This is a genomic window from Methylophaga sp. UBA1464 (genome assembly GCF_002325665.1).
In the GTDB taxonomy this organism is placed as follows: domain Bacteria; phylum Pseudomonadota; class Gammaproteobacteria; order Nitrosococcales; family Methylophagaceae; genus Methylophaga.
The window spans coordinates 31163-35837 of the sequence record NZ_DCSO01000053.1 but is presented as its reverse complement, the minus strand read 5'-3'; the positions used below and the strand labels follow the sequence as shown (position 1 = coordinate 35837).

Here is a 4675-nt window from a genome sequence, read left to right as displayed (position 1 = left end):
TGGTGACCTCCATCGCCCCGGATTTTTTCGGTTTGAAATAGGTTGAACCTTTGGGTGTATCTGACACACTGTTGTAATAGATAAACGCATAAACCAATGCGATAAAACCGGTCAAAGCCACGGCATAGCGCCAGCCTTCATCACCACCAAATATCAATGCGATGGTCGGCAGACTCATTGCCGCCGCTGCAGAACCGAAGTTACCCCAGCCACCATAAATGCCCTCTGCCAGACCGACCTGTTTGGCAGGAAACCATTCTGAAATCATCCGGATACCGATAACAAAACCGGCGCCGACAAAACCCAACATAAAACGTGCCAGCGCCATTTGCTCAAAGCTGTCGGCTATCGCAAAAAAGAAACACAACATGCTGGAAATACCCAGCAGTAATGAATACATGATTTTGGGGCCATATTTATCGACCAGCATGCCCACCACAATCCGGGCGGGAATAGTCAGAGCAACATTGAGGATTAATAAGGTTTTAATTTGCTGGTCGGTGAGGCCAAGCGTTTCTTTAATCGAAACCAGTAGCGGTGCATGGTTAAACCAGACCACAAAACTGATAAAAAAGGCCATCCAGCTAAGATGTAAGATGCGGCTGTTACCGCTGAAGGATAAAAATTTTAAATTTGAGGCAGACATCGAGTTCTCACTTCAGAACGTTTGACCAACATTGGTGAGCGACTTAAGCGGGAATTATGCCAACTTCTAAGTTATTGATTTTATAGTTATCCAAGCAGTTAAAAAGGTATCCAATGCACCTGTTTAAATCAAACTGACTGAACGCGCACCATAGCTGTGCAGACCATCAGGCAACAAAAGCTACAGCATTTTTGCCGGATTGTTTGACGCGATACATAGCCTCATCAGCGGCCTTTAACAAGGCATCTATGTTTTCACCATCTTCCGGATAGCGGGCAATTCCAATGCTGGCGCCTATCTGACAAGGGCAGTTATCGATCAGTATTTTTTCGGAAAGCGCTGCTATGATTTTATCGCCAACGGTTTGCAAATGCTGATTCTGCGCCACATCACTCAGCAACACCACAAACTCATCTCCGCCAATTCGAAATACCGTATCCGATGCGCGTAAGCGCTGATTTATCCGCTGCGCGACTTCAACCAGCAACGCATCACCGACATGATGCCCGCAAATATCATTCACTGATTTAAAATTATCCAGATCAATAAACATCATGGCCAACGAGCTGCTTTTACGCTGTGCCTGCAAAATGGCCTGCTCTGCCATTAAACTGAACTGTGCCCGATTAGCCAGTCCGGTCAGACTATCTTTATGGGCCATCTCAGTCAGCGCCAGTTCCAGTTGTTTACGTTCGGTGATGTCACGAATATCCGCACTTAGCTCAATCGTACGGCCATCTTCGCTACGATTAAGCTGCAACAGCATTTCGGCATCAATTAACGCATTATCAGCCCGAATCAGTTGCACTTCACAGCGGTTATAAGGCAAGGGGCGAAACTTTTTGGCAAGCAGTAGCAAATGTGAAATACGCGAGGCCGATTCCTGACTAAATAACCGGTGATAAGGATGGCCCAGATAATAACTTTCATCGCGTTGTAAAAGTAACTTCACCGACGCACTGATAAAGGTAATACGGCTGGTCGCGGAGTTAATGCCGATAACAATATCTGAGCTTTTTTCCATCAATTTGCTGAAATACTGTTCCCGGCGTATCAAGCGGTTAATGGCCATGGCAAATGACAGCAGAATCAGGATAACAATAATGGTCTGCAGACCTCGCAGCAGATAAGTCTGGCGTTTGGCAGCCGTTTCCAGCTGGTTGGTCAGTTTATTCATTAACGCCAGCAATTGCAGATTATCCGCCACCATCGCATTAACCAGTTCCTCCAACGCTGATTCGCTGAGCTGCATTTGTTGAATCGAACGATACAGTGGTTCCCACAATGCCAGTGATTGCATCAGCGTTTTTTGAATAACGGTTTCGTTGAATTGTTTGACCCGAATCGGCCGGCTGTCAGCGCTAAGCGTTTCACCACCATAGCGCATGGCTGTTAAGGTCTGGTCAAACAACTCCATGGCATCCATCAGCTCCTGATGTGCCGCTTGCGTATCTATTCCCTGTTTCTGCTGATAATGCATCAGTAAAAGGGACTTGGTCATTTTCTGTGACAACATGCGTTGTCTGCCGGCAATATTGATATTGATTGATGAGGCTTCAAGCTGAGCAGAAAGGCCGTAGTTCATTGCCAGCAGGGTAATATCAAAAAACGCTACTAAACCAAGTGGCAGTAAAAAAAAGCGGTATTTTTTGATGACCTCCAGCATTCCCCCCTCCCCCTGTTTTCCCCGGCTCATTAAGCCACCACTTGTTGACCGAATTAATCGTCCTGCCAATCCAGATCACAGCAGAACACGTACAGTTTGTTATGCACCACGACCGTTTGAGAGACGGTTATGCACATTCTTGAGTCAGCAACCGACAGATATGGACGGCTGACCTGCATTTCACCGGGATGCTCAATCGCGCGGAAGTGATAGTGTTTGTGGGACCAATTGGCATTATCACCAGACAGCAAAGGGGTAAAACGAGCGTCCATTTTCTGTTGATAATGTGGGGAATAAACATTACGTGCCATCTGAAAACCAACTTCGTCCAACAGATAACATCGTACGGCGCGTTTTTCCTTAAATAGAATATGGGTGCTGGTATCAAACGCATTGGTAATGGAAAACTCACTGACCGCCTGACGGAAGAGTGTCTCTATTTTTTTGAAATCCTGATTCATCTGGTGGCTGTTTTTAAAGCGCTGGCGTTGCTGTATTTTCAATAAATGATCAATGTCTTCAGCAAACTTGAGGTTTGGCGTAATACGCTGCTGTGGTTTGGCAAAATAAAAGCCCTGGATCATATCGGCATTTGCTGCGATGGCGACTAACGCTTCCCGCTCGGTTTCCACCCCCTCGATTACCACAAGACTACCCGCTTCATGGATCAGCGAGACAACACCGGTCAGAATACGCTCGACCCGGCTGGAAGTGCCGGCGCCACGAATCATGCTGCGATCTATTTTGACAATATCCGGTTCCAGCTCCCATATACGATCAAAATTGGAATGCCCGGCACCAAAATCATCAATGGCTATCAGACAGCCAAGCTGACGGAAGTGGCGAATCAGACTGCGTAAGTATTGCCGGTCATCAATTTCACTTTCCAGAATTTCGATAACCACCCGTTGTGGTGCGATACCAGTCTGTTCAAATAACGCATTCATAAAGCCGGCATCCGGCCGTTCTGACACAAGGCATTGTGAATTCAGATTTAAAAACAACCAGGCTTCACCATTCGGTTGCCGGGCAAAATTATGCATATGCAGCCGGCGGCAGAGACGATCCAGGGATAGGTTTTCCACGCCGTTTTGGGGGATAGCCAGTAACTCCAGAGGCGTTTGTGGCTGTTTTTGCGGGTCAACCGCTCTAATCAGGCCTTCATAGCCGACCGGTCGACGATGTGAGATGCTGAAAATAGGCTGAAAATGACTGCTCAACGTTAAATGGTGAAAATCAGCCGTCACATACAGACTGGTTTGTTCAGCATCATGCAACTGCTGCATAGGCATACCTTTATTCATGGATTGGAATACAACTGTGTTTAACAACATATATAGCGGCCATTTCACCGAGAAGTTTTGTTAAATATCACACCTGCCCAAATTGGGCAGGTGTGATTCACATTTGCATCCATGCCTAGGCGTTTTATAGCTTATTCAAAACGCATCAGGCGACTTTTCTGGCATGCCTTTGATGCAAAAATTTAATCACTTCAGAACGATAATGGTTGTAATCAGGGTTATCCGCCAGTGCCAGTCTTTGTCTTGGTCGGGGAAGTTTTACCTCCATAATCTCGCCTATACTGGCCGCCGGACCATTGGTCATCATCACAATTTTGTCAGATAGGAGCACGGCTTCATCGACATCATGGGTGATCATGATAACGGTGTTGTTTAATTCTGACTGAATTTCCATCAGCGAATCCTGCAAATGCGCCCGGGTTAACGCATCCAAAGCACCGAATGGCTCATCCATTAACAACACTTTTGGCTCCATCGCCAATGCCCTGGCAATACCGATACGCTGCTTCATACCACCGGAAATCTCTGCTGGCAGTTTATCCCTGGCATGCGTCATATGCACCAGTTCCAGATTATGCGAGGTCCAGTCACGAATCTGCTGACGGTTACGGGTTTTGCCAAACACTGATTTCACCGCCAGTTCGACATTCTGATAACAGGTCAGCCAGGGAAACAAGGCATGATTCTGGAACACAATGGCCCGATCTGGTCCAGGTTCATTGACTTCCCTGCCTTGCAGAATCACCCCCCCCTCTGTCGCCTGATACAAACCACCGACAATATTCATCACCGTGGATTTACCGCAGCCGGAATGGCCAATTATACTGACAAACTCACCTTTGTTGATTTGGATATTCACATTGTCCAACGCGCGAAACGGTCCATTAGCCGTTGGAAAATCAATGCTGACATGATCGATATTTAAATAACTAGCCATTTTCATATTCTCCTATCGAATATTCGCGGTTTTGTCGTATGAGAAAAATTTCTGCAGTGTGAGCATAATGCGATCCAATACAAAACCAATCAGACCGATTGCCAGCACCGCCACCATAATCC

Annotated in this window: 4 protein-coding genes and 1 pseudogene; all 5 read right to left on the bottom strand. The window is 46.5% G+C overall.

Annotated elements, in window-relative coordinates; genetic code table 11:
* Positions 1-646 (bottom strand): MFS transporter (locus B3O33_RS06555; protein WP_292363232.1); only part of this gene is annotated, 646 nt, incomplete at its 3' end.
* 166 nt (positions 647-812) lie between these two features.
* Positions 813-2342 (bottom strand): diguanylate cyclase domain-containing protein, encoded by a 1530-nt coding sequence (locus B3O33_RS06550; RefSeq protein WP_292363231.1) that lies wholly within the window; start codon positions 2340-2342, stop codon positions 813-815.
* 23 nt (positions 2343-2365) lie between these two features.
* Positions 2366-3646 carry an EAL domain-containing protein gene (locus tag B3O33_RS06545; RefSeq protein WP_292362599.1) on the bottom strand — a complete coding sequence of 427 codons (1281 nt, stop codon included), beginning with the start codon at positions 3644-3646 and terminating at the stop codon, positions 2366-2368.
* A 115-nt stretch (positions 3647-3761) separates the two neighbouring features.
* Positions 3762-4553, bottom strand: a complete 792-nt coding sequence (locus B3O33_RS06540; RefSeq protein WP_292362598.1) for an ABC transporter ATP-binding protein — start codon at positions 4551-4553, stop codon at positions 3762-3764.
* A gap of 12 nt (positions 4554-4565) precedes the next feature.
* Positions 4566-4675, bottom strand: a pseudogene (locus B3O33_RS06535) (ABC transporter permease); the annotation flags it as partial.

Excerpts from the sequence above, each read along its gene's own strand:
- B3O33_RS06540 (WP_292362598.1), bottom strand. The coding sequence starts at position 4,553 with ATGGCTAGTTATTTAAATATCGATCATGTCAGCATTGATTTTCCAACG.
- B3O33_RS06545 (WP_292362599.1), bottom strand. The coding sequence starts at position 3,646 with ATGTTGTTAAACACAGTTGTATTCCAATCCATGAATAAAGGTATGCCT.
- B3O33_RS06550 (WP_292363231.1), bottom strand. The coding sequence starts at position 2,342 with ATGAGCCGGGGAAAACAGGGGGAGGGGGGAATGCTGGAGGTCATCAAA.